The 23,442-nt window shown below is 68.5% G+C and carries 25 protein-coding genes and 1 tRNA gene; 12 read left to right on the top strand and 14 right to left on the bottom strand.

The features are described from left to right. Window positions 1–90 precede the first annotated feature (90 nt). Complete coding sequence (locus tag ACXJLH_RS18110; RefSeq protein WP_056195652.1) at window positions 91–291, top strand: putative motility protein; 201 nt, start codon at window positions 91–93, stop codon at window positions 289–291. Here the strand turns inward: ACXJLH_RS18110 and ACXJLH_RS18105 are convergent. From ACXJLH_RS18105 to ACXJLH_RS18070, 8 genes are all read right to left on the bottom strand, one after another. After that, window positions 282–572 carry a hypothetical protein gene (locus tag ACXJLH_RS18105; RefSeq protein WP_157281397.1) on the bottom strand — a complete coding sequence of 97 codons (291 nt, stop codon included), beginning with the start codon at window positions 570–572 and terminating at the stop codon, window positions 282–284. The genes ACXJLH_RS18110 and ACXJLH_RS18105 overlap by 10 nt on opposite strands. After that, window positions 559–795, bottom strand: coding sequence for a hypothetical protein (locus tag ACXJLH_RS18100; RefSeq protein WP_457391565.1), 237 nt, complete (start codon window positions 793–795; stop codon window positions 559–561). The genes ACXJLH_RS18105 and ACXJLH_RS18100 overlap by 14 nt, the downstream gene beginning before the upstream one ends. After that, window positions 792–980, bottom strand: a complete 189-nt coding sequence (locus ACXJLH_RS18095) for a hypothetical protein (RefSeq protein ID WP_457325013.1) — start codon at window positions 978–980, stop codon at window positions 792–794. The genes ACXJLH_RS18100 and ACXJLH_RS18095 overlap by 4 nt, the downstream gene beginning before the upstream one ends. A 241-nt stretch (window positions 981–1,221) precedes the next feature. Further along, window positions 1,222–3,117, bottom strand: coding sequence for a glycoside hydrolase (locus ACXJLH_RS18090; protein ID WP_457445641.1), 1,896 nt, complete (start codon window positions 3,115–3,117; stop codon window positions 1,222–1,224). A 403-nt stretch (window positions 3,118–3,520) separates the two neighbouring features. Next, complete coding sequence (locus ACXJLH_RS18085; RefSeq protein ID WP_157281400.1) at window positions 3,521–3,757, bottom strand: hypothetical protein; 237 nt, start codon at window positions 3,755–3,757, stop codon at window positions 3,521–3,523. After that, window positions 3,723–4,361, bottom strand: coding sequence for a hypothetical protein (locus ACXJLH_RS18080; RefSeq protein WP_457445640.1), 639 nt, complete (start codon window positions 4,359–4,361; stop codon window positions 3,723–3,725). Before ACXJLH_RS18080 ends, ACXJLH_RS18085 begins: the two co-directional genes overlap by 35 nt. Window positions 4,362–4,809: 448 nt before the next feature. Further along, window positions 4,810–4,886 (bottom strand) — tRNA-Arg (locus ACXJLH_RS18075). 16 nt (window positions 4,887–4,902) lie between these two features. Beyond that, a complete protein-coding gene (locus tag ACXJLH_RS18070; protein ID WP_457445639.1) occupies window positions 4,903–6,900 on the bottom strand; it encodes an OPT family oligopeptide transporter in 1,998 nt (665 codons plus the stop codon). 233 nt (window positions 6,901–7,133) lie between these two features. Here ACXJLH_RS18070 and ACXJLH_RS18065 point away from each other — a divergent pair, with 233 nt between their 5' ends. Then, entirely contained in the window at window positions 7,134–7,526 is a 393-nt protein-coding gene (locus tag ACXJLH_RS18065; RefSeq protein ID WP_056195669.1) for a hypothetical protein, read from the top strand. Window positions 7,527–7,557: 31 nt separating this feature from the next. Here the strand turns inward: ACXJLH_RS18065 and arr are convergent, their stop codons facing one another. Together arr and ACXJLH_RS18055 are read right to left on the bottom strand one after the other, a co-directional pair. Then, complete coding sequence (gene arr, locus ACXJLH_RS18060) at window positions 7,558–7,974, bottom strand: NAD(+)--rifampin ADP-ribosyltransferase (protein WP_457445638.1); 417 nt, start codon at window positions 7,972–7,974, stop codon at window positions 7,558–7,560. Window positions 7,975–8,035: 61 nt separating this feature from the next. Next, window positions 8,036–9,295, bottom strand: coding sequence for an MFS transporter (locus ACXJLH_RS18055; RefSeq protein ID WP_056195675.1), 1,260 nt, complete (start codon window positions 9,293–9,295; stop codon window positions 8,036–8,038). 69 nt (window positions 9,296–9,364) lie between these two features. Here ACXJLH_RS18055 and ACXJLH_RS18050 point away from each other — a divergent pair, with 69 nt between their 5' ends. The 6 genes from ACXJLH_RS18050 to ACXJLH_RS18025 all read left to right on the top strand — a co-directional run bounded on the left by ACXJLH_RS18050 (window position 9,365) and on the right by ACXJLH_RS18025 (window position 13,786). Then, window positions 9,365–10,174: an AraC family transcriptional regulator gene (locus ACXJLH_RS18050; protein WP_457356008.1), complete on the top strand. Its 810-nt coding sequence runs from the start codon at window positions 9,365–9,367 to the stop codon at window positions 10,172–10,174. A 105-nt stretch (window positions 10,175–10,279) separates the two neighbouring features. Beyond that, entirely contained in the window at window positions 10,280–11,122 is an 843-nt protein-coding gene (locus ACXJLH_RS18045; protein WP_457445637.1) for a cysteine hydrolase, read from the top strand. Then, window positions 11,119–12,315, top strand: a complete 1,197-nt coding sequence (gene pncB, locus ACXJLH_RS18040) for a nicotinate phosphoribosyltransferase (protein ID WP_457445636.1) — start codon at window positions 11,119–11,121, stop codon at window positions 12,313–12,315. Before ACXJLH_RS18045 ends, pncB begins: the two co-directional genes overlap by 4 nt. Beyond that, window positions 12,312–12,503, top strand: a complete 192-nt coding sequence (locus ACXJLH_RS18035) for a hypothetical protein (protein WP_457445635.1) — start codon at window positions 12,312–12,314, stop codon at window positions 12,501–12,503. Before pncB ends, ACXJLH_RS18035 begins: the two co-directional genes overlap by 4 nt. Beyond that, window positions 12,500–13,531, top strand: a complete 1,032-nt coding sequence (locus ACXJLH_RS18030; protein ID WP_457445634.1) for a bifunctional nicotinamide-nucleotide adenylyltransferase/Nudix hydroxylase — start codon at window positions 12,500–12,502, stop codon at window positions 13,529–13,531. The genes ACXJLH_RS18035 and ACXJLH_RS18030 overlap by 4 nt, the downstream gene beginning before the upstream one ends. 36 nt (window positions 13,532–13,567) lie before the next feature. After that, a complete protein-coding gene (locus ACXJLH_RS18025) occupies window positions 13,568–13,786 on the top strand; it encodes a hypothetical protein (RefSeq protein ID WP_457445633.1) in 219 nt (72 codons plus the stop codon). Between the two features lie 4 nt (window positions 13,787–13,790). On the opposite strand, the gene ACXJLH_RS18020 is transcribed toward ACXJLH_RS18025, so the two are convergent. Further along, on the bottom strand, window positions 13,791–14,480 hold the full coding sequence (locus ACXJLH_RS18020) for an N-acyl amino acid synthase FeeM domain-containing protein (RefSeq protein ID WP_457445632.1): 690 nt from the start codon (window positions 14,478–14,480) through the stop codon (window positions 13,791–13,793). 458 nt (window positions 14,481–14,938) lie between these two features. Between ACXJLH_RS18020 and ACXJLH_RS18015 the strand changes: the two genes are divergently transcribed. The 4 genes from ACXJLH_RS18015 to ACXJLH_RS18000 are packed head-to-tail and all read left to right on the top strand — an operon-like array spanning window position 14,939 to window position 19,815. Beyond that, the gene (locus ACXJLH_RS18015; protein WP_457445631.1) at window positions 14,939–16,999 is read left to right on the top strand and encodes an SPFH domain-containing protein; all 2,061 of its coding nucleotides are present in this window, start codon (window positions 14,939–14,941) and stop codon (window positions 16,997–16,999) included. A 13-nt stretch (window positions 17,000–17,012) separates the two neighbouring features. Next, a complete protein-coding gene (locus ACXJLH_RS18010) occupies window positions 17,013–18,296 on the top strand; it encodes a sensor histidine kinase (RefSeq protein WP_457445630.1) in 1,284 nt (427 codons plus the stop codon). Further along, the gene (locus ACXJLH_RS18005; RefSeq protein ID WP_056195706.1) at window positions 18,293–18,979 is read left to right on the top strand and encodes a response regulator; all 687 of its coding nucleotides are present in this window, start codon (window positions 18,293–18,295) and stop codon (window positions 18,977–18,979) included. The genes ACXJLH_RS18010 and ACXJLH_RS18005 overlap by 4 nt, the downstream gene beginning before the upstream one ends. A gap of 8 nt (window positions 18,980–18,987) precedes the next feature. After that, window positions 18,988–19,815, top strand: a complete 828-nt coding sequence (locus ACXJLH_RS18000) for an alpha/beta fold hydrolase (RefSeq protein ID WP_457445629.1) — start codon at window positions 18,988–18,990, stop codon at window positions 19,813–19,815. 4 nt (window positions 19,816–19,819) lie between these two features. On the opposite strand, the gene ACXJLH_RS17995 is transcribed toward ACXJLH_RS18000, so the two are convergent. Genes ACXJLH_RS17995 through ACXJLH_RS17985 form a run of 3 tightly spaced genes read right to left on the bottom strand, consistent with a single transcriptional unit; the run spans window position 19,820 to window position 23,430 of the window. Further along, window positions 19,820–20,599 carry an SDR family NAD(P)-dependent oxidoreductase gene (locus ACXJLH_RS17995; protein ID WP_457445628.1) on the bottom strand — a complete coding sequence of 260 codons (780 nt, stop codon included), beginning with the start codon at window positions 20,597–20,599 and terminating at the stop codon, window positions 19,820–19,822. Window positions 20,600–20,650: 51 nt separating this feature from the next. Continuing rightward, on the bottom strand, window positions 20,651–22,966 hold the full coding sequence (locus ACXJLH_RS17990) for a molybdopterin cofactor-binding domain-containing protein (RefSeq protein ID WP_457445627.1): 2,316 nt from the start codon (window positions 22,964–22,966) through the stop codon (window positions 20,651–20,653). After that, the gene (locus ACXJLH_RS17985; protein WP_457445626.1) at window positions 22,963–23,430 is read right to left on the bottom strand and encodes a (2Fe-2S)-binding protein; all 468 of its coding nucleotides are present in this window, start codon (window positions 23,428–23,430) and stop codon (window positions 22,963–22,965) included. The genes ACXJLH_RS17990 and ACXJLH_RS17985 overlap by 4 nt, the downstream gene beginning before the upstream one ends. Window positions 23,431–23,442: the final 12 nt, after the last annotated feature.

Genomic DNA, 23,442 nt, shown 5'->3' with positions numbered 1-23,442 from the left:
GGGCCTCAGCTCTTCACCATACAAGCTCGCCGTCGTGCCAGGCTGCTCGTTCCGACTCAAGTTCTGATCAGGCCTGCCGATACATGCGAGATGGACATCGCCAACTCCGCCAGCGTCAACATCGCGTCGAGCAATACCCAAGGGGCAGCCGATGCGGTCGGCCTCCTGGTGCTGCGCAAGGCGATCGACATTCAGGCGGCGGGCGCCATGGCCCTGCTCAGCGCGCTGCCGCAGCAGCCGGCACTGGCGACCGAAGGCACGCTGGGGCGCAACGTGAACGTTTACGCCTGAGTAAGACCGGGGCGCGGTTCAGGCGCCCAGAATCCCCCGACCACCGCGCATCGCCCCTCTGCCCCAACGCGAGACCCGGCGCCGGCATAGGGCATCGTGACAGGCGTGGGCGAATTGAAGGCGGCAGCCAATCGGGCGCCGAAGAGCGGGCCGGTGGCGATGGCCATCACCAGGTTCCCGTCGCCATCGCGGGCGCTGATCCTGCCGGCGGCGCTGTCGAAGGCCCAATGGCTGACGCCGGCCTCGGCGCCAAGATGGCGGTTCGCATCAAGCAATCCCATGATCGTCTCCTGCTCTGGCGGCGAACTCGGCGACGGTGTCTTGCCACTCGTTCCAGCCGCCTTCCTTCACCTCGATGGCGCACAGAAATTCCATCTCGAAGCGCTTGGCCTGAGCCTCACGCCTGAGCCTGGCTCGCTCTTCGACCCGCTTGGCCCGGGCCGCGAAACGCCGCGGCATCTTCTCGAGCAGCGCGGCGAAGCCGACAGGTTTGTTGATCATCAAAGCACCGTCCTCCGCGGGTCCAGTTCGGTGCCTTCCCAGGCCTCTTCATCGGTCGTCGGCTGCGCGGCGAGGTGCGGCGCGTATTCGGCTTCCCATGCGCGCAACTGGCTGATGGTGATGCGCAGCAGCGAGGCGCTGGCCCAGAGCGCGTCATCCGGGGCAAGTGGGGTGGATTGAGATTGCATGTTGGCTCCTGTTTTCGATGGAGCCAGTCTCGGAGCCGGCCGGCCGCGGGGGTATCGCCCTTTGGGGGTGCCGAGGGGGGGTGGGCGGGCGGGCATCCCCCGTCGTATCCCTCCAAAGGGGGATGGCGGTCGACTCGAAAGCCAACACCTCAGATGCGAGAAAGGCGCCTAGGCTGTTGATTTCGCTAGGGATTCGTGGGCCTACGGCACCGGAGCCTGCGTCTGCGCCCGGGAAGGTGTCTCAGCCAGGGTTCAGTGCCGTCGCGGGCGGGCAGAAAGTCCTGGGCAGCACCGAGCGCCCGCTGAGTCTGACGCAGTTCGGCTGCAGGCCCTGCCAGGCCCGGCTGCCGAAGTTGGCTGTCACGGCCCTGCCGTCTGCGTAGCTGACCTGCTGCACGCTGTGGTCGTCCGTGAGCCACGCGAAGGCCGTGAGCGCCACGGGTGCCGACACGCCGTGCACGGCCTGGAAGTCGTCATGCGCCGCCTTCAGCCAGGCGGCGGCACTGGCGAGGTCGCGCCGGTCAAGGTTCCACAGAGTTGGCACGCCGTACAACAGCGAACGGGCGTAGCGGCGCGCTTCCTGGCCCACCACCTTGGTCAGGCTGAGTTCCCAACGATCCACGGTCACCAACGCGTCGTGGTAGACCGCATCGAACAGGGGCAGGCGATCAGCGGGTTCGAACAGAGCGCGTGCTTCGTCAGCCGTGGGCGTGAAGCGGCCGAAATAGATCGGAGGGCGCTCCGGTGGCCAATAGCCGCTGAAGCGCTTGTCGCTGAGCAGGGGCCAGAACGCCGCCACGTGGGCCTGCCCCGTGCCGTGCGAGTAATGCGTGACGTCGGCGCTCCAGGCGGTCACATTCTCCGAGCCCAGCACCAGGCCGAACTTGCGCATGCCCAGTTCCAGGCGGGCCAGGACGTTGCGGCGGTCCTGCGCCTTGGTCATGCGGTGCTCGGGGCTGAAGTCGTCGTAGAAGTTGCCGAAGCCGTCCACGTCGATGAAGACCTGGCTCGCGCCGTCACGGATGTGCCCCTCGTAGCGCTGCGCCGGGACAAAGCCTGCCGGGTGCCGTGCGATGGCTTCGCTGGACATCTGGCACCCTCGGCTGGCGAAGCCCGGCACGACGGCGCCCTGCTTGTCGCGCAGGCAGCCCGACGGATAGAGCTCAGGCCCCCAGATCGCGGCGGGCATGTCGGCCGTGTCGTCGGGTTGGCCATTGTCGAAGGCGTCGTAGGGCCCCGCCAGGTAGCGCAGGCCATGGGCCTTCTTCAGGTAGGCCGGCCGGACCAGGTGCTTGTGCGTCTTCGGGTCCTGGTCGTAGCTGATCACGAGCCTGGCAATACCCAGCGCCTTCAAGTCGTCCAGGAAAGCGAGATCGCGACCGTCGCCCCAGACGTACAGATGCGGGGCGCCAAACAGGCGGTTCAGACCGGGCACCTGCTTGTCGGCAAAGGATCGCAACCGACCCTGCTGCCGCAGGTGGCTTCTGTAGAACAGCGCCGGTGCGAGCGGGTTGGGTGCACCGAGCTCGATCATCAGGTCCAGCGTGCTGGCGCCGTCGGCGAAGTCATGTCTCAGGCTGGCCTGCAGCCCGTTCGAGTTCTGCAGGCAAAGCTCGGACTGAAAGCCGTCGTCCAGCGCGTAGGTGATGGCCCGCGTGCCTGTGAGGTGGGTCCACGCCGGGAAGGACAACAGGGTGGTGCCGCCGAAGCACTGCGGGCGGTTGAAGACAGAGCGCCAGTAGGCATCGTTGACGCCGAAGGCCATGCCCTGCCCATCCGGCACGATCCAGGTTCCTGACGAGACTTCCGGCATGGACGCCTGCCAGCGCGTGCCGTGCTGCCCGGTGACCGACACCTTGAGCGCCCGGCCTTGTGTACTGAGGCGCACCTGCTGGCCTTCGCCGGTTGTCCAGGCCCAGGCCCCCGGGCTTGTGGTGACCGGGCTGTCATGCGCTTGCGCCTGGGGCTTGAGCAGGGGGATCGGTGCGGCATCGCCGTCGCGGGCTTCGATACGCAAGGTGGCGCTGTCGACGAGGTAGGTGACCGAGCCGGCGTGGACCTCGATCACGGCCGCCTGCGCGATGGTCGACAGGATGGCCAGCAGCAGACCGCCGAGGCCCAAGGCGCGGGACGTCATGGATTCAGATGGCTTTGTGCAGTGCGGGCGATTGTCGTAGCCACCGCCGCGTACGGAGCGGTTCGGACTTCCGCTTGTCGATTTCTGCCGTCTCGGATCGTCGTGAGGTTGTGGCAGCAAGAAGCCGCCGCGACTCCCGGGCCGATGCCCAGTCCGTCAACTAAGGAATCCTTATGCGCAACGGTCTTGTTCCCGTGTCGTCGTGCCGGTGGGTCCATCTTCATGTCGTGATCGTCGTGTGTGCCGTGATCGCAGCGACGATCCAGTCAATCTGCGCCGTGGCCCCCATGGAAATGCAGGGTGCAACGGCTTCGACCCCTTCTAGAGACGCGCCGCAGCGCAGCGACACCTGAGTGTCGGCCGAACTGGGCACGGTGCGCAGGCAAGCCGTTGAATCATTCGGTCAGAGGACAGTTCCATGAGAAGGATCGTGTCGGTCGCTGACGGCATCGCCGGGCGCGGTGGGCGAGCGATAGCCCTGCAGGCCGAGCTCGGCGATATAGCGTCCATCCAGCGCCTGTTCGACGCAGCACAGCAGGCGTTCGGGGCGCCTGACATCGTGGTCGTCAACGCGGGCGTGGTGGTCATCAAGCCGGCGCGCCCATTCAACCCCCTTCGGCATCGAGATCAAGGAGGTCATTGACCGCCGCGTCCTGCGCATCGGCACTGCTCTTCAAGTCCAAGGCTGATTGACGCTTGTCGAGTAGCGAGACTGCGCCCGAAACGATCAGCGCCAGCATCGCAATTCCGAAGGAGAAACATCCACCGATGAAAAGCAGCACGGCGTGCGATTCAAGGTGGCGGAAATTCGCGCCGGCGTAGTACGCCGCATAGCCTGCGGCCAGTGCCATGCTGGCTAGACCGCTTCCGGTCATGACAATGGCCACGAGAAGCAGGAACCAGCAGACAAGCATTCCGGCGAGGGGAACCCGCCGCGCGCTGTGGATATCGACAACCTTCTCAGAGAACGTGATTGATGCGACGAGGATGGCGACCAGAATTGTCAAAAAACTCTTTGCCAAGTCCTTCGACTCCGCGTAGTCCTTTTCCAGAAACAACTTCGCGTTGCGCTCGATGCAGTCAGCGAACTTGGCATCCGTCGACTGCAAGACCTGGTCCGAGCCATCCACGCAGATGGTCAAGGAGCCGGGCGCTTGGAACCACGGGAGGGTCAATTGCCTGGCAGCGAAGATCGCTAAGGCAGCAATACCAACGACTAAGAACCAGCGAATTGATTTGGTCATGGCTCCGTGTACAGGCGCAGGGCATTGGATCGCCCTCAAGCAGTCGCACGTTCGCACGCAGGTCCAACCGAGCGAATCATCAGATGTGAGGAGGAAGACCGTTCGCATATCGGACTGTCACGCTTTTCCGTTCGACAGCTTGGCCCAAGGCGCGACGCCGAGCCGGCCGGTGCATCGAAGCCGATGGCGAATTGCATCAGATGGCCGCCGGCATACTTAAAGAAGCGACGGGAAGGCGAGGATAAAAGCGACTCAATGGGTCGAGGTCAGCGCGCTTGCCGTGGCCCACCGCTGCCAAAAGCGGACATGCTCCGTCTCTCGCGGTCCGGTCCGCGATGCCATTAGTCCCGAGCCACTCGGTCAACCGCCACCTGGCACGAAAAAAGCGCCCAAGCCCCTGTGGAACTTAGGCGCCTGATCGGCGGTGAGTTCTCATGAACTCTTGATTTGGCCTGCCCGGAGGGACTCGAACCCCCGACCTGCTGCTTAGAAGGCAGCTGCTCTATCCAGTTGAGCTACGGGCAGACAGAACGGGTGATTATCAGATCAGCACGCCGATGATCGCGTCGCCGATGCCCATCAGGGCGGCGCCTGAGATCAAGCCGGCGCAGATGGGCTCCATGCCTTCGACCCAGATGCGGTGGCCGCGGGAGTCGGCGGGGGCGTTCTTGTACTTCTTGGCCATGTACCAGAACATCAGCGCGCCGACGAACATCATGAACGTGGCTTGCGGCGGCAGCGTGACGCCCAGGCCGATGGCTACGGCCGACAGGCCCGATTTGCCCTTGGTGACGATGCGCGCCACCTCGATGGCGATGGCCGCCAGGGCCGCAACGGCCATGGAGATCAGCGCGGAGGTGGGCAGGCTCTTCAATCCCTTGGCGATGATGTCGGCCACGCCCTTCCACTGCAGCGCGGCAGGGAAGCCGAACTGGTCGGACACCATGTTCGCCGCGCTGGCAGCGCCGTTGGCATCAGGCTTGATGAACAGCAGGAAGAACAGCGGCACGCAGACCAGCACGCCGGCCAGGTTGCCGATGATGTGGCCGATGGCCTGGTGGCGCGGCTTGCCGCCGAGCATGTAGCCGGGCTTGATGTCGGACAGCAGGTTGGCCGCGTTGGAGGCGATCTCGGCCGTCATGCCCGCAGGCAGCAGGTTGGAACCGGGGTTGGTGCGGTCCAGCGCGCCCATCGTGAACTGCGTGATCTTGGACAGGGACCCGGTCGGCGTCCACGACGTTAGCGCCATGGAGTTGGTGCAGATCACGGTCAGCACGAAGATCAGCGGCAGCGACACGATGGCCAGCCACAGCGGCACGCCGAAGAAGGCGTGCGTGGCGTAGCAACCCATCAGGCTGACGACGGGCACGCCGATCCAGCTGATCCACAGCGGCACCTCGATGTCCTTGAGCAGGTCGCTCTTGGGCTCGGCCTTGGCCGCCACTTGTGCAGGCGTCTTGCGCTTGAACGCACTCGTGAAGATCTCGGGCTTGGCCAGCAGCGACACCAGCGCGCCCACGACCATCATCGTCACGCCCCACCACAGCGACCACTGGTTGACGATCTCCACGCGGTTCAGCGGGATCAGCACGCCATTGGCGCCCAGGCGCGGCGCGATGTCACCGGCCTGGATCATCAGCGGTGCCAGGAACACGAAGTTGACGATGACGCCAACGAAGCAGCTCGTCGCGACGGCGAGGCCCATCAGGCCCCCGGTGCCGATCAACGCGGCGTCCACCACCAGGCGCAAGCCCAGGGTGCGGAAGTCCGTTCCCAGGATGCTCGGGATGAAGCCATGCGCCTTGACGGCCCAGGCGTAGTAGTAGTCATCGATGCGCTCGTGCAGATGCCAGGGCTCCGCCATGCCGGCCCACTTGTCCATGGCCAGCAGCTTGAACTGGATCAGCTTCATCCAGCCTTCGCCGCAGATGCCCTGCAGCAGCGCCGCGCCGCCGGCCACCCAGCCCAGCAGCTTGGCCTTGAACATGCCCTCGCTGCCCTTGCCGTGGTACAGCGAGTCGAGCACCACGCCGCAGGCACGGCCTTCCGGGAAGGGGGCCTGGTCTTCATTGATGAAGCGGCGCTTCAGCGGGAAGGCCAGCAGCACGCCCACCAGCGACACCAGGAACATCCAGATGGCGATCTGCCACCACAGCGGCACATGGCCCGTCACCAGCATGTAGGCCGGCAGGCTGGAGATCAGCGCCGTGGTGACATAGCCCGACGCCGTGGCGATGGACTGGGTGCAGTTGTTCTCAAGGATGGTGTAGTCCTGGGCCAGGCCGGCTGCGTGCAGCGCGCGGAACAGCGCAAAGGCCAGGATGACCGAAGTGAGGCCAACGCCGAGGGAAATGCCCGTCTTGGCACCGATGTACAGGCCGGTGGAGGAGAGCACACCGCCGAGCAGGAAACCGGTGATACCGGAGCGCAGCGAAAGCTGGGCCATGTCGCCGCGGAAGACGTTCTTGAACCACCACTCGTCCTTTTGGGCGCGTGACATGGTGGCGATCTGCTCGTCGGTCAGGTGTTGGAGTGCCATGAGATCAGGGCGGCGCTTGTGACGCGGCCTGGTTAAAGCAAAGCTGGCGATTGTCCCGGCCGACCGCTCGGTCGGACTTTGGGATATGCCCTGGGTCGAAGCCCCTGGATGCGGGGGCTCAAAAAAATACCGCCACGGCAAGGCCAGCGGCGGCGCATCGGTCAGAAGCGGGCGCATTTTGCCAGCTTTCCCGAACCGGGCCGCGCCACAATGCGGCGGCTCCAGGCATTGGCATGACAGCTCCCATTTCTCCCCTGATCCACGCACTGCGCCTGCTCAAGGCCGAACTGGCGCAGGCGCGCCATTCGCCGTCGCAACGCCAGGCAACGGCCGGGGCCTCGGCTGGCTTGGTCAATCGGGCTGCGCCACCCGCGGCCGTGACGGCATTGCAGGGGCTGACCGCCAAGCTCAAGGCCGCCCGAGCTCAAGGCGGTGCCATCCCTCGCGCCAAGGCCTTGCGCCTGTTCGTCGAGGCTGCGTTGCTCGATGAACTCGGCGGCGAGTTGCAACTGGATCCGGCGCTGGAAGGCCTGGTGGAGCGCACCTGCCGGGCCATCGAGCAGGATGCCGGCAGCGCGGCCTTGTTGGACGAAGCCTTGCAGGAGCTCCAGGCCCTGGTTGACTGAGCCTCGCCGGCTGAGTCGCAGGGCCTATTGCCTATTCCTGGATGGCCTCGATGCCGAGTTCGCGCATCCGCTGCACATGCGCCAGCATGGTTTGCAGCTGCTCGGGGGAGTGGCCCTGCCATTGCATGACTTCGCCCGTCACCCGCAGCCCCGCCTTGCAGCGGTAGGACTTGGTCGGGTTGCCGGGGAACTTGCGGTCGGTCAGGTTGGGGTCGTCTTCGATGGGGCCGGTGGGCTCCACGATGTAGATGCGGCCGCGGCCGTCGCCCACGGCCAGCTCTGCGCCCCAGATCGCTGCTTCCAGCGTCGCGGACAGATAGACGTAGTTCGCCTTCTTGTGCTGGCCGTAGTTGGATGCATGGCCAGGCTGGATCAGGTCGCCGGCCCGCAGGTCGGCCTTGGTGCCGTGATAGTAGGGCGGAGGGCTTGGGGCGTCGGTGCTTGTCATCGGGCAGTTAGGGACGAGGGCGCGGCAGTGCCCATGACAGAGGCAATCTCGTGAAGCCCCGTCACGCCTGGGCCGGCACCGCCGCCGTCCTGCGGCTCAGGCCCAGCCCCACCAGGCCCGCCGACGCAATGCCCATCATCAACGCCGCCGCCGAGCCCGCGAACACGCCGCGCGGCATGCCCTGGTCCAGGATGGCCCCGAACACGGGTGCGGCAATCGCGAAGCCGATGTCGAGGCCCGAATACACGGTGCCATAGACCCGGCCGGTCGCTCCCGGCGGCGAGGCGCGCTTGATCAGCATGTCGCGCGACGGGCCGGCCAGGCCGGTGCCAAAACCCGCCAGCGCGGCCACGATGGCCGCCAGCCCGCCGGGCAGCCAGCCGGTCGCCGTCAGCAGCAGCAGTGCGGCGGCAAAGGCCATGGCAAACGCAATCGTGCGCTCCAGCCGCTCGGCCTTGGCGACCAGGAAGCCGCCGCAGACCATGCCCGCCGCGCCGGCCAGCATGTAGCCGGTGACGACATAGGCCGTCAGTGCCAGCGGCAGGCCGTAGATCTGGTGCAGGGCCGGGCTGGCAAAGCTCTGGATGGCCGACAGCGCCGCCGTGCTCCAGAAGAAGAAGGAAAAGCACAGCCACACCGAGGGCAGCTTCAAGAAAGCCATGGGGTGCTCCGCCTTGACGCCGGCCGCCGGCTTCGCGTGTCCCCACGACCCTTGGCGGTCGTCTATTGCCGAGCGCTGCCAGAACAGCAGGGCCATCACCGAAAGCGCAACGAGGGCGGTGCCGACATAGGCGAAACGCCAGTTGCCCGTCGCCTCGGCAATGCCGATGGAGAACACCGGCGCGAAGGCCCAGCCGAGGTTGCCACTGATGCCATGCACCGAGAAGGCGTGGCCCAGGCGTGGTTGCGACACGCGCTTGTTCAGGATGGTGAAGTCGGCCGGGTGGAAGGGCGCGTTGCCGACGCCGGCGAGTGCTGCCGCCAGCATCAGCCCGCCAAAGCCCTGGGCCAGGCCCGCAGCGATGGAGGCGAGAAAGAAGCTCGCCATCGCCGCGAACAGCACCGGCCGGGCACCGATGCGGTCGACGATGAAGCCCGACAGCGCCTGCCCGGCGCCCGAGATGACGAAAAAGGTCGTCACCAGCAGGCCCAGTTCCGAATAGCTCAGGCCAAAAGCCTGGATGAAGGCCGGGAACAGCGGCGGCAGCAGCATGTGGAAGAAGTGCGACGTGCCGTGGGCGACACCGATGGTCGAGATCGTCGTGACGTCGCGCCGGCGCTGCAGGCCGGCGTCGAGGGAAGAGGCGAGGGCGGTATCCATGCCCTCAATGTAGGCAGGGCAGCGTCGGCGTTGTTACGATGGTTCGTCAACTTCTGTCGAAATTCAGCCATGGCCGGCCGCCGCAGCTTTCCTGCCTTCTCGCCCGAGCTCTTCGCGCCGACGCCCGAGCGGCCGCTGCGCGCCAAATCGCGGCTGCTGGAGCACCTGGCCGACATCCAGCCGCACCGGCACGACTGGGCCCAGCTCGTGTTCTCGATGACGGGCGCCGTGCGCGTCAACACCGAGGCGTCGACCTACATCGTGCCGCCGTCGCGGGCGGTGTGGATTCCGCCTGGCGTCGTCCACGCGGTCACGGCCATCGAGCAGTGCGACCTGCGCACCCTCTACCTCGGCCCCGAGCTGCTGGCGGGCGAGGCCTGGCAGGTGGGGCGGGTGCTGGAGGTGTCGCCGCTGCTGCGCGAGCTGGTGCTGGCCCTGCCCGCCATGCCCGATCCCGCACCCCCGGAGAGCCGCGACGACGCCGAGCGACGCGGCGCCATGGAGCGGCTGGTGCTCAGTGAACTCCAGCGCGCCCGCCCGTTGGCGCTGGGCGTTGCCCTGCCTCAGGACGCGCGGCTGCGCAAGCTCTGCGAGGCCATGCTGCGCGAGCCCGGTCGCCATGCCGGCCTGGACGAATGGGCCGCCGAGGCGGGCGCCAGCCCGCGCACGCTGAGCCGGCTGTTCCGCGAGCAGCTCGGCACCAGCTTCGCGCAATGGCGCTCGCAACTGCTGCTGGCCCACGCGCTGACCCTGGCGGCGCGCGGCCGGCCCATGAGCCATATCGCCAGCGAGCTCGGCTATGCCAGTGCCAGCGCCTTCACGGCCATGGTGACGCGCACGGTGGGCATGCCACCAAGCCGGTTCTTTGCAGAGGCGTGATCAGGCGTTCCGCCCGCACCCCACCCGTCGCAGCGCCGGCCGGAATGCATCTTTGAGTCGATAGAGTTGCGCCGGCCTGGAAACACGCAACAACCTGACACGCCCATGAAGACGCATCTGCTGCTGATCGACCCTCAGAACGACTTCTGCGACCTGCCGCTGGACTGGCTGCCGCGCTCGCCCGTGACGGGAGAACTCATCCAGCCCGCGCTGCCGGTGGCCGGTGCTCACGCCGACCTGCAGCGCGCCGCTGGCCTGGTGGAGCGCTTGCGCGGCCAGATCGACGCCATCACCGTGACGCTGGATTCGCATCACCGCATCGACATCGCCCACCCTGGCTTCTGGCAGGAAACGGCCAGCGGCCGCCACCCCGGGCCGTTCACGCCCATCACGGCCGCCCAGGTTCGCGCGAACGAATACCTGCCGCGCGACCCCGCCCGGCTCGACCGCGCGCTGGCCTATCTGGATGCGCTGGAGGCCGCCGGCCGCTACACGCTGATGGTCTGGCCGGTGCACTGCCAGATGGGCAGCTGGGGCCATGGCGTGCACGCCGGCCTGCAGGCTGCGCTGGACGCCTGGACGGACAGGGAAGGGCGCTCGGTGGCCGTCGTCACCAAGGGCGAGAACCCCTGGACCGAGCACTACAGCGCGCTGCAGGCCGAGGTGCCCGACCCGTCCGACGAAAGCACCGCGCTGAACCAGGCCCTGCTGGCCGAGCTGGATCGCTTCGACCGCGTGCTGATCGCCGGCGAGGCCGGCAGCCATTGCGTGAGAGCCACCGTCGAACACCTGGCCGACCATCTGCCGTCGCGGCAGTTAGCCAAACTGGTGCTGCTGACCGATTGCATCAGCCCCGTGGCGGGCTTCGAGGCCCAGCAGGCCGGCTTCCTGGCCGCGATGCGGGCACGCAGTTTGCAGTTGTCCACCAGCACGGAGATCCAGGCATGAGCACCCCCGTCATCACCAGCCTGCTGGACACCGACCTCTACAAGTTCACGATGTGGCAGGCGCTGCTGCATCGCCACCCGCAGACGCAGGCGGAGTACCGCTTCGTCTGCCGCAACCAGCCCGGCTACCCGCTGGCCGAGCTGAAGGCCGACGTCGAGCGCGAGCTGCAGGCGCTGTGTGCCTTGACCTTTCGCGCCGATGAGCTGGCCTATGTGAAGGGCCTGCGCTTCATCAAGAGCGACTTTGTCGACTTCCTGCGCATCTTCCGGTTCCAGCGCGATTTCGTCGAGGTGACGACGGACGGCGCGCAGCTCAACATCGTCGCGCGCGGCCCGCAGGTGCATGTGATGGCCTTCGAGATTCCGATACTGGCCATCGTCAACGAGCTCTATTTCCGCCGGCTGGATACGCCCGAGGTTCGTCTCGAAGGCCAACGCCGGCTGAACGCCAAGATCGCCACGCTGCAGGCCTTTGCCGCCGAGCCCCTGCCGCAGCGCCACCCCTTCGATCTGTTCGACTTCGGTCTGCGCCGCCGTTTCTCCGGCGCCTGGCAGCGCGAGGTGGTGACCCGGCTGCGCGACGCCTTGCCCCAGCATTTCAAGGGCAGCTCCAACGTGCTGCTGGCCAAGGAGCTGGGCCTGGTCCCCATCGGCACCATGGCGCACGAATACCTGCAGACCTACCAGGCCCTGGGCACCGTGCGCCTGCGCGACCACCAGAAGGCGGCGCTGGAGGACTGGGTGCAGGAGTACCGCGGCGACCTCGGCACGGCGCTGACCGATGTCGTCGGCATGGACGCCTTCCTGGCCGACTTCGATCTCTATTTCGCCAAGCTCTTCGACGGCCTGCGCCATGACAGCGGCGACCCGGTCGTCTGGGGCGAGAAGGCCCTGGCCCACTACGCCAGGCTGCGCATCGACTCGCACACCAAGCGCCTGGTGTTCAGCGACGGCCTGACCGTGACCAAGGCCATCGAGCTGTACCGCCACTTCGCCGATCGCGTGCAGCTGGGCTTTGGCATCGGCACCCACCTCAGCAACGACCTGGGGCCCACGCCGCTGAACATCGTCATGAAACTGACCCACGCCAACGGCCAGCCCGTGGCCAAGCTCAGCGACAGCCCCGGCAAGACGCTCTGCGACGACGAGACCTTCCTCGCCTATCTGCGACAAGTGTTTGGCATCAAGCCATGATCAAGCTCATCCTCGTCCCGGTGCTGGACGGACTGCTCAAGCCGCTCATTGAACGCGTCGCCCGCATGGTCCAGCGCCGCGGATACAAGCGCCGCCAGGCGCCGCCGCTGATCCGGCTGCGCGCGGGCGCTTTCGGCCAAGGGCGGCAGATGCCCATCGTGGCGGTTTTTCCCGGAGTGCTGTCATGACCTCTGCCGCCGTCGTCATCGGCCGCTTCCAACCGGTTCACAACGGCCACGTCAGCTTGTTGCGCGCGGCACTGGCCGAGGCGCCCCGCGTCATCGTGCTGCTCGGCTCGGCCCACCAGGCGCGTTCACCGCGCCATGCCTTCAGCTGGACCGAGCGCGCCGAGATGCTGCGCCTGGCCCTGACCGACGCCGAGCGTGAACGCGTGGAGGTCGTGCCGCTGCGCGACCTCTACGACGAGGCGCGCTGGGTGCAGGCCGTGCGTGCGGCCGTGGAAGAGCGCGTGGGCGACGCCGACGTCACGCTGGTCGGCCACTTCAAGGATGCCACCAGCGACTACCTGCGCCGCTTCTCGCCCTGGCGCCTGCTGAGCCTGCCGCGCCAGCACCGCGTGGACGCCACCGACCTGCGCGCCGCGCTGTTCGAGGCCGGGCCCGAGGCCCTGGACGGCGTGCTGGCCAGCTGGGTCGATCAGGTGCCGCCGGGTACGCGCAGCTTCGTGCAGGCCTGGGCGCATCTGCCCTACCTGGCGGCGCTGCGGCGCGAATGGGCCATGCTGAAGGCCTACCGGCAGGCCTGGGCGGCGGCGCCGTATGCGCCGGTCTTCGTCACCGTGGACCTGGTGCTGCGCTGCGCCGACCATGTGCTGCTGATCCAGCGCGCCAAGGACCCCGGCCAAGGGTTGTGGGCCCTGCCGGGCGGCTTCGTCGAGCCGCGCGACACGCTCCACCAGTCCGCCGTGCGCGAACTCGAAGAGGAAACCGGCCTGCGACTGCTGCCCGAGACGCTGGCGGGCGCGCTGCAGGGCGTGGCCGTCTTCGACCACCCCGACCGCAGCCAGCGCGGTCGCACGATCTCGCACGCCCACCACTTCGATCTGGGGGATCGCGAGTTGCCCGAGGTGCTGGGCGCAGATGACGCGGCCCAGGCATGCTGGGTGCCGGTTTCTGAACTGCTGGCGATGGAAGAGCAGTTCTTCGACGACCACTTCCACATGCTGGACCGCTTCCTGAGCTTGCTGCCGGCATGACGATTGCCGGAGGCTGCTCACAGCCAAGGAACAGCCATGAACAACCCTTTGCGCCACGTAGGGCAGACGGCGCGCCCGGAGGATCCGCAGGCGGCTGCCGCTCAGCCCGGCGATGCCGCCGCCCAGTCGCTTCCGCAGCATCCGACGGAGAAATCGGACCCGGCTGATGCGCAGCTGCCGACGCCCGCCGGGAAGAAGGACATCCCCGACCTCAAGCCCGGCGAGCCGCCACCGGAATCCAGCGCGGGGTCGTAAGTCCTCAGGACAGCCGGGCCAGCATCATGGCTTCGGTGGCTTCGTCCCAGGCCAGCGGGTAGAGGCTGCGCGCCGAGGCCAGGGAGTCCGGGTGGCCGCCCCACAGCGAAATCTGCTCGCGGATGTCGGCGAAGGCAATGCTCATCAGCACGGCCGGCGCGTCAACACGCGGATTGTGGCGTTCCGCGGTGTAGGGCACGAGGCCCAGGCAACGCCGGTAGAAGCCCACGTGGCGCGGGTTGACCTCGATGACGAGGCGCGCGCAGCGGGCACGGCGGTGGGCGTGCAGATAGCCCAGGTGGAAGATCTGTGCCAGCACGCGCTTGGGGTCATGGGAATGCCTGTCAACGGCCAGGCCGCCGAACTCGCAGAGCTTGTCGCCGGCGGCGCGCCATTCGTCCAACTCTTCCTTGAACAACAGATCGGCGTGAAGGCCGCCGCTGCCGTCGAAGCGCACGGACAGGGTGCCGACGATCTGATCGCCGTCGCGCGCGGTGCAGACGATGTCGCCGTCCTGGTTGCGGCTGCTGTAGCGCTCGCGTGAGATGACCAGCCCGCGGTCGCCATAGCGGCGCTCGACAAGGCCCAGGGCCTCGCCATCGAGCGCGCCGAAGTCGCTGTTCAAAGCCAGTGCGGCAGCGCCCGAGAAACTGGGCGACGACGCACTGTGCCGCGTTTGCATGGCAGGGGTCATGGACTGCATCCTTCTTTCCGCGCCGAACGCGCGAGCGGCGCAGTCTAGGAAGGACACCCCCCAAATGGGGGGAGTCTCACAGACCGATACACCGGTCGCATTCAGGGCATGAGATTTCTCACGGCCTACCATATGCAAGCCGTGCCCTTTGTTAGCGTATGTTTCCCGCTGGTGCGGCGTCGTCCTACAGCGAGGGCGCCGTGCTGGGGCTAACGTTGCGTCCGTCTGCTTCTCCCTCCCTGAGCAGACCGCTGGCAGCCTCGCAGGCGTGCAAGTGATTGCCCCGGCCACTGGCCGGGGCATTTTTTTGGGTGCTACGTGTTTGGGTCCCTGTTGGCACCGGCCGCCTGACGGCCCTGCGTAGCGCTCGTCCTGGCCGACTGACCGAGAGAAACGCCCTTATGCGGCGCTAACGCCGCCCCGCACACAGTGGAGGCCTCTTCACCACCGTGCTCCTCATGGACGCCCTGTTCACCCTGTTCGCCCATCCCCTGCTGACGGCCGCCGGCCTGCTTGGCATCGTGGCGCTGGTCTTCTACAAGCGCACGCTGCGCCTGTTCGGCTTCGTCATCGTGCCCGACGACTCCATCGGCACGGTGACCAAAAACTTCGTCCTGTTCGGCCGCCACCGCGAGCTGCCGCCCGGCCGCATCGTCGCCCTCTACGGTGAAGCCGGCCTGCAGGCCGACACGCTCGCCCCGGGCCTGCACCTGGGCCTGTGGCCCTGGCAGTACGAGATCGAGCTGGTCAAGTTCACCGTCATTCCCGATGACGCCGTCGGCATCGTCGAGGCCTGCGATGGCCTGCCCATGCCCGACGGCCGCGTGCTGGCCCGCCATGTCGACTGCGACCACTTCCAGGATGCCCGTGCCTTCCTCGCCGCCGGCGAGCGCGGCCTGCAGATGACCGTTGTGCCCCCGGGCGCCTGGCGCATCAACACGCTGCTGTTCACCGTGCACCTGGAGCGCATGACCGTCATCGAGCCCGGCAAGATCGGCATCGTCGAGGCCCGCGACGGCAAGCCGCTGGCCGGCGGCCGCGTCATCGGCCGCACCGTGGCCTGCGACAGCTTCCAGGACGCCCGCGCCTTCATGGCCGGCGGCGGCGAGCGTGGCCCGCAGATGACCGTCATCCCGCAAGGCAAGTACCGCATCAACCCGCGCTTCTTCAAGGTCGTGCAGGTGCCCGTCACCGACGTGCCCGACAACAAGGTCGGCATCGTGACGACCCGCGAGGGCACGTCCCTGACCACCGGCGAGATCGCCGGACCGGAAGTGCCCGGCCACAACCTCTTCCAGGAGCCGCATGCCTTCGTCAACGCCGGCGGCACCAAGGGCCTGCAGGAGCAGGTGCTGCTGGCCGGCCGCTACTTCATCAACCCGATGTTCGCCACCGTCGAGATCATCGACATGACCGAGGTGCCCATTGCCTCGGTGGGCGTCGTCGTGGCCTTCGTCGGCAAGCCCGGCGTGGACGTGACGGGCGAGGGCTTCCGCCACGCCAACATGGTCCGCCGTGGCGAGAAGGGCGTGTGGGTGGATGTGCTCGACCCCGGCAAGTACGCCATCAACACCTACACCCACAAGGTGCGGGTCGTGCCCACGGCCAATGTGGTGCTGAACTGGGCCACCGGCAAGACCGAGGCCCACCGCCTGGACGCCAACCTGTCAACCATCACCGTGCGCTCCGCCGACGGCTTCACCTTCAACCTCGACGTCAGCCAGATCATCCACATCCCGCGCAACGACGCGCCCAAGGTCATCGCCCGCTTCGGCAGCATGGAGGCGCTGGTCACGCAGGTGCTGGAGCCCACCATTGGCAACTACTTCCGCAACGCCGCGCAGAACTCGGACGTCATCGACTTCCTGAAGAAGCGCAGCGAGCGCCAGGCCGAGGCCAAGGCCGCCATCGCCGTGGCGTTGAAGGCCTATGACGTTGGCGCGGTGGAGACGCTGATCGGCGACATCGTGCCGCCGGCCGAACTGATGAAGACGCTGACCGACCGCAAGCTCGCCGAGCAGGAGAAGGTCACCTTCACGACGCAGATGGAAGCCCAGGGCGTGCGCCAGCAGCTCGAACAAGCAACTGCGCTGGCCCGCACCCAGGCCCAGGTGGTGGACGCCGAGCGCAAGGTGGCGATTGCCGAGTTCAGCGCGCAGGCGGCGGTGAAGACGGCCGATGGCGCGGCGCGCTCGAAGAAGATCACGGCGGAAGCCGATGCCGAGGTCACGCGCGTGACCGGCCAGGCCGAGGCCGGCCGCACGCTGGCCATCGGTGAGGCCGAGGCCGAGGTCATCCGCCAGAAGATCGGCTCGATGGAATCGGGCAACTACGCCATCGTGCAGGTCGCCCAGGCCCTGGCTGGCGCCGGCGTGCAACTGGTGCCCGAGGTCGTGGTGGGTGGTGGTCAGGGCGCGGGGCAGGGCGGGACCCTGGTGGACGTGCTGCTGGCTGGCCTGGTGAAAGATCGCCTCGACAAGCCGACGAGGCCGCAGGTCGAGGTGGTGGAGGGCTCCTAAACTCCGCCGCCTCATGATCCCTCGTCCCGTTGTCCAATTCCTGCCCTGGATCGCCGTCAGCTCGCTGATGGGCCTGGCCTGGGCGGGCTGGCGGCTGCGCCTGGCCTGGCAGGGCCTGCAGGCTGCCCAGCGCGCCGCTCAGCTCGAGCGCGCGCTGCGCGAGTTCGGCGACCTGATGCGTGACGCTGACCTTCCCGAGGTCCATGTCCACGAACTGTTGCAGGCGCTGGCCGGCAACACCGGCCTGGCCACGGCGGCACTGCTGCGGCCGTCGCCCGGCGCGCAGGACATCGTCGTCGGCGAGCCGGATGCGAATGCGCTGGCCGGCCTGCAGCTGTGCGCCGATGGCGGCCGGGCGCTGGGCCCCGGCACCGACCATCACGCCGAGGAGCCTGACCTCTATCTGCCGCTGCGCGGCCGCGATACGGCCCTGGGCGCCGTCACGCTGCGCGGGCTGGGCACCGAGGCCTTGGCCGTGGACCAGCTTGCGCACGCCCAGGCCCTGTGCGACCAGATGGGCCTGGCCCTGCAGCGCCGCCGTGTGCAGGATGAGGCCCGGCAATCGGCCGAACTGGCCGAGACCCAGTCCACCCGCAACGCCATGCTGGCCGCGATCTCGCACGACTACCGCACGCCGCTGGCCACCATCATGGGTTCGGCTTCTGCCCTGCAGACCCAGGGAGACCGGTTGACGACGGCGCAACGCAGCGAGCTGGCCAGCCGCATCGTCGACGAGACCGCCCGCCTGGTGCGACTGACCGACAACACGCTGCAGCTCGCCCGCCTTGGTGCGCCCGGCGTGGCGCTGCGCTGCGACTGGGAGTCGGCCGAGGAGATCGTCGGCGCCGCGCTGCGCCGCGTGCGCCGCCGGCCCGACGGTGAACGCGTGAAGGCGCGAATCGAGCCGGAGCTGCCGCTGCTGTGGTGTGATGCGGCCCTGATGTCGCAGCTGCTGGACAACCTCATCGACAACGCATTGAAGTACAGCCCGGCCGAAGCCGTCGTCGAGCTGGTCGTGCGCCGCCTTGGCGGCGAAGCGATGTTCGCCGTGCGCGACCGTGGCCCCGGCATCGACCCGGCCTGGCGCGAGCGCGTCTTCGATGCCTTCCAGCGCGGCGACCTGGCCGCCTTTGCTCAGCGCCCACCGGGCTCGGGCGTGGGCCTGGCCTTGTGCCGCGCGATTGCCGAGGCCCACGACGGCGCCCTGAGCCTGCGCCCGCGCGGCCATGGCGGTTGCAGCTTCGAGCTGCGCCTGCCGTTGCGCGACGCGCCTGAGCTGCCGGAGGCCGCGACGTGAAACTGCTGCTCGTCGAAGACGACCGCGAACTGCGCGTGACGCTGCGCGAGGCCCTGGTCGTCGAAGGCTACGAGGTGCTGACCGCCGCCAGCCTGGCCGACGCGATGGCCCAGCTCGCCCACGCCGGGCATCTCGATGCCGTGCTGCTGGACCTGGGCCTGCCCGACGGCGATGGCGAGGAACTGCTGCAGGCCCTGCGCCGCGAACGTTCGACGCCGCTGATCGTCATCTCGGCCCGCCAGGTCGAAGGCCAGAAGATCCGCCTGCTCGATGCCGGTGCCGACGACTACCTCGTCAAGCCCTTCGGCATCGGCGAGCTGCTGGCACGGCTGCGCGTGGCCCTGCGCCACCGCGGCACCGTGGCCCAGCCGGCCATCACGATGTACCGGCGCGCCGGCCTGGAAGTCGACCTGGCCGCCCACCGCGTACGTCGCGATGGCGCCGACGTGCGCCTGACGCCCACCGAGTTCAAGCTGCTCGCCCGCCTGGTGCGCCAGGCCGGCCAGGTCGTCACCCACCGCCGCCTGCTGGCCGACGTCTGGGGCGCGGACGCGACCGAGCAGACCCACTATCTGCGCCTGTACATGGGCCAGTTGCGCGCCAAGCTCGAGGTCGAGCCGGCCGAGCCCTGCGTGCTGCTGACCGAGCCGGGCGTGGGCTATCGCATCGCCGAACCGAACTGATCCCGCTCATGCAAGTCACCCACTGGATTCCCGTTGACGGCGCCGAGCTGGCCGTCGAGTACCGACCCAACGACGACGGCCGCGCACCGCTCGTGTTCCTGCACGCCGGCGTCACCGACAGCCGGTTGTGGGACGGCGCCATGGCCGCGGCTGCCGGGCAGCGTTCGGCGCTGCGCATCGACCGCCGCGGCTTTGGCCAGACGCGCGTGGCCGCCGCTCGCCCGCATGCCTGGGTCAGCGACCTGCGCGCCGTGCTGGACGTGCTGCGGCTGGACCGCGTGGAGCTGGTGGGCTGCTCATTGGGCGGCCGCATCGCTATCGATTTCGCGCTGGCCTCGCCCGAGCGCGTGGCCGGCCTGACGCTGGTGGCGCCTGCCGTCACCGGCGCCCCCGACCCCACGCCCGAGCTGGATGCCGCCAGCCGTGAGCTGAACGACGCCACGCAGGCCGCCCGCGCCGCTGGCCGGCTCGACGAGGTCAACCGCCTGCAGGCTCGCCTGTGGCTGGACGGCCCCGGCCAGCTCGAAGGCCGGGTCGGCGGCGCCGCGCGCGAGCTTTTCCTGGCGATGAACCGCATCGCGCTGCACGCGCCGGCCATTGGTGAACTGCAGCCCGCGCCCGACGCCTGGCTGCGGCTGGAGCAACTGGCCGTGCCCACGTGCGTGGTGTGCGGCGACCTGGACCTGCCTTACCTGGTGCAGCGCTGCCGGCAGATGGCCGCGCGCATCCCGGGCGCGCGCCACGTGGCGCTGCCGGGGACGGCCCACCTGCCGTCGCTGGAAGCGCCGGAGGCCTTCACCCGCGTGGTGCAGGAGGCCGGGCTGCTGGACCGCTGAGGGCTCAGCGCGGCGGCTTCACGCTGGCCAGGTGCATGCCGCTGTCCAGCATCAGCAGCTCACCGGTCACCGTGCGGGCGCCGTCCACCAGCCAGACGATGGCTTCCGCCACGTCTTCGGGGGAGCAGGCGCGCTGCAGCGGCACGCCGGCTTCATAGGCCTTCAGGCCGGCCTCGTAGCCTTGCTGCCCCACGCCCTGCACGAACCAGCGTGACGTGATGAGGCCAGGGCACACGGCGTTCACGCGCACGGCGGGTGCCAGGGACCGGGCCAGGTGCAGCGTCATCGCGTTGATGGCGCCCTTGGACGCGATGTAGGGCATGGACGAGCCCACGCCCAGAGCGCCGGCCACCGACGACACGTTGACGATGCAGCCCTGCGCGGCTTTCAGCGCGTCGACGCAGGCGCGCACCATCTGGAAGCTGCCCAGCGCGTTGACGGCCAGGATGCGCTGGAAGGTGTCGGCGTCCAGCGCGTCCCAGTCGGCCGCGGCGCCGAACACCGACACGCCGGCGTTGTTCACCAGTGCGTCGATGCGGCCCCAGCGGTCCAGCGCGGCTTGCGCCAGCGCGCGGCAGTCGCCGTCCTGCGCCACATCGCCCTGCTTCACGAGCACGCCGGCCCCGGCCGCACGGCAGGCCACGGCGCAGGCTGCGGCCTCGTCCGCGCTGCGCGAGTAGTTGATCAGCAGGTCGTAGCCCTTGCCGGCCAGCATCAGGGCCGTGGCGGCGCCAACACCCGTGCCGCCGCCGGTGATCAGCGCGACCTTGCCTGCCGTAGCCATACGTCTTCTCCAGTGGAATTGCGGCGGCTCAGTCCAGGACCCGCCGCCGCCTCAGGCCTTCTTCGCCGTCAGCTGGTCCTTCAACGGCAACTGCCGGATGCGCTTGCCCGTGGCCGCAAAGATCGCGTTCATCAGCGCCGGTGCGATGGGGCCGATGGCCGGCTCGCCGACGCCGCCCAGGGGCTGGTCATAGCCCTTGGCCGGCATGATGTGGACGGCGATCTTCTTCGGCGCGACGTTGAGGCGGGCGATCTCGTAGTCGTGGTAGTTGCTCTGTTCGACGCGGCCGTCCTTGAAGGTGATCTCGCTGTACAGCGCCTGGCTCAGGCCCATGATGCAGGCGCCCTCGACCTGGGAGCGGATGCGGTCCGGGTTGATGGCCGGGCCGCAGTCCAGCGCCACGTCGATGCGCGGGATGCTGAGCTCGCCCTTGGGCGACACCCGCACCTCGACGATGACGGCCATATAGGTCACGAAGCTGTAGTTGGCCGCCAGCCCCAGGCCCTGGCCCTTGGGCAGCTTGCGGCCCCAACTGGCCTCCTTGCTCACGCGCTCGATGACGCCGCGCAGCCGGCCGGTGTCGACCGGATAGAGCTTGGGCGACTCGCCATGGTTCCAGCCGTCGCCCAGTTGCGGCGGCGGGATCTGTGCCGGCGGGCCGAGCAATTCCAGCAGGAAGTCGCGGTGGTCGCGCTTGGCGGCGTGGGCCAGTTCGGCGACGAAGGACTGGGCCGCGAAGGCATGCTGGATGTTGTTGACGGAGCGCAGCCAGCCGATGCGCGCATGCGCGGTCGCGGCCGGGTTCTCGATGCGGACGTTTGGAATCGCGTAGGGCAGGTTGATCAGCCCCAGGCCCAGTTCGAACTCCGCCAGCTGCTTGGGGTCGGGTGCAAAGATGGACAGGATGGTCGGCTCGGCTGCGCGCTGCAACCAGGCGGTGACCCGGCCCTTGGCGTCCAGCCCCGCTTCCAGGTGCTGGGCGGTGACGGTGTGGAAATAGTCGTGATGCAGGTCGTCCTCGCGCGTCCAGGTCAGCTTGACCGGCACGCCCTGCATGGCCTGCGACACCAGCGCCGCCTCGACCGCGAAGTCGGGCTTGGACTTGCGCCCGAAACCGCCCCCGAGCAGCGTCACGTTCACCGTCACCTTGGCCAGGTCCAGGCCGAGCCGCTGGGCGACCCGCTCGCGCGCGGCCTGCGGCGACTGCACCGAGGTCCAGACCTCGCAGCGGCCGTCCACGATGCGCGCGGTGGCGGCCGGCGGCTCCATCGTCGCGTGCGCGAGGTGGGGCACGTAGTAGTCCGCCGCCACGCGCCTGGCGGCCTTGCCGAGTGCCGCCTCGGCGTCGCCGTCGTTGCGCACCACCTTGCCGCCCGGCTTGGCCACGGCGGCCTCCAGTTCCTTGCGGAAGGCGGCCGAGTCATAGCTCGCGTGCGCGCCATCGTCCCAGACGATCTTCAGCGCCTCGCGGCCCTTCATCGCGGCCCAGGTGTCCTTGGCCACGACGGCCACGCCGCCCAGCGGCTGGAACTCCGACGGTGGCGGCGTGCCCGCCAGCTCGATGACCTTGACGACGCCCGGCACCTTCAGCGCCTCGGAAGAGTCGACGGACTTGAGCTTGCCGCCCAGCACCGGCGGCCGCGCGACGACGGCGTAGAGCATGCCCGGCAGCCGCGTGTCGATGCCGTACTGCGACTTGCCGGTGACGATGACCTCGGCGTCCACCAGGTGGCTGTCCTGCTTGCCGATGTAGCGGAAGTCCTTGGCGTCCTTCAGCTTCAGCGCCTCGCGCTTGGGCACGTCCAGCTTGGCGGCGGCCTCGGCCAGCGCGCCATAGCCCAGCGAGCGGCCGCTGGCCTTGTGCGTGACGGCGTGGTTGCCGGCCTGCACCTCGGCCACCGGCACGCCCCAGGCCTGGGCCGCGGCCAGCTCCAGCATGGCGCGCGCGGCCGCGCCGCAGCGGCGCATCGGCATGAACCAGTGCCGCATGCTGCGCGAGCCGTCGGTGTCCTGGTTGCCGTATTTGTCCTCGTCGCCCGGGGCCTGCACGACCTTGACACGGGCGAAGTCGGCCTCCAACTCGTCGGCCAGCACCTTGGGCAGGCTGGTGCGCACGCCCTGGCCCATCTCCGAGCGGTTGACGACGATGCTGACCGTGCCGTCGGGTGCAATCGCCACGAAGGTGCGCGGGCTGTCCTGGATGCCATGGGGCATGCCGTCGCCGCCGTATTTCTTGGGCTCGTCGGCGCCGGCCATGCCGGGCAGGCCGACGGCAAGCACCAGTCCCGTCAAGGGCAGGGCGCTCAGCAGCGAGCGGCGGCTCAGGCCCGTGTCACTCAGCAGTAGCGGGGGAATGAAGGCGTTCATGCGGCACCGCCTTCCAGGCCGGCGGCCGTCTTGATCGCGCTGCGGATGCGCGTGTAGGTGCCGCAGCGGCACAGGTTGCCGCTCATGGCCGCGTCGATGTCGGCGTCGGTGGGCTTGGGCTTGTGCTCCAGCAATGCCGTCGCGCTCATGATCTGACCCGCCTGGCAGTAGCCGCACTGCGGCACGCCGAGCTTGACCCAGGCGTGCTGCACGGCCTGGCCGGTCTTGGTGGCGCCCACGCCCTCGATGGTCACGATGCGCTTGCCCGCGGCGGCGGAAAGCGGCGTCTGGCAGGCGCGCACCGGCTGGCCGTCCAGGTGCACCGTGCAGGCACCGCACAGCGCCAGGCCGCAGCCGAACTTGGTGCCCGTCATGCCGAGGTGGTCGCGCAGCACCCACAGCAGCGGGGTGTCCTCGCCTGCCTCTACCGTCATCGACTGGCCATTGATCTGCAATGTCGTCATCGAAGTCTCCAC

The sequence above is a fragment of the Roseateles sp. P5_E4 genome (assembly GCF_054049255.1).
This window is presented reverse-complemented; position numbering and strand designations above follow the sequence as displayed.